Origin of the sequence: Pseudomonas putida, from assembly GCF_030159595.1 — a bacterium.
Classification (GTDB): domain Bacteria; phylum Pseudomonadota; class Gammaproteobacteria; order Pseudomonadales; family Pseudomonadaceae; genus Aquipseudomonas; species Aquipseudomonas putida_AC.
The window spans coordinates 1-365 of the sequence record NZ_BSKJ01000038.1 but is presented as its reverse complement, the minus strand read 5'-3'; the positions used below and the strand labels follow the sequence as shown (position 1 = coordinate 365).

1 protein-coding gene is annotated in these 365 nt (G+C 61.4%); it reads right to left on the bottom strand.

Annotation, left to right across the window (positions count from 1 at the left end; genetic code table 11):
- Positions 1 to 365: immunoglobulin-like domain-containing protein (locus QQL85_RS26455; RefSeq protein WP_284357332.1), on the bottom strand; the 365-nt coding region annotated here is incomplete at both ends.

The window sequence follows — 365 nt, the reverse complement described above, 5'->3', positions numbered from 1 at the left end:
AGACCGTCTTTGTTGGTCAGCGTGATGGTGTAGGTGATCTCGCCGCCTTCGGTGACCGAAGGGGTCGCAGTCAGCTTGGCCACCACTTCATCGGTGGTGTCAGTGACTTGGACGGTAGCCGCACCACCCAGCTGCAGGTTCTCGAAGGTCGCACCGGTGGCGTCCACCGCCGAATTGATGCCCAGGCTGATCTGGCCGGCATCGTTGTAGACGTCATCACCTTGCGCATCGTGGGTGTACGGCGCGCTGGTTTCGCCAGCCTTGATGGTGACCTGCGCGTTGTTGCTCAGGGTCACGACCAAGTCGTGGTCCAGCGGCTGGTTGATGTGCACGGTGAAGGTCGGTTTGACGTTCTCGGCCACCGA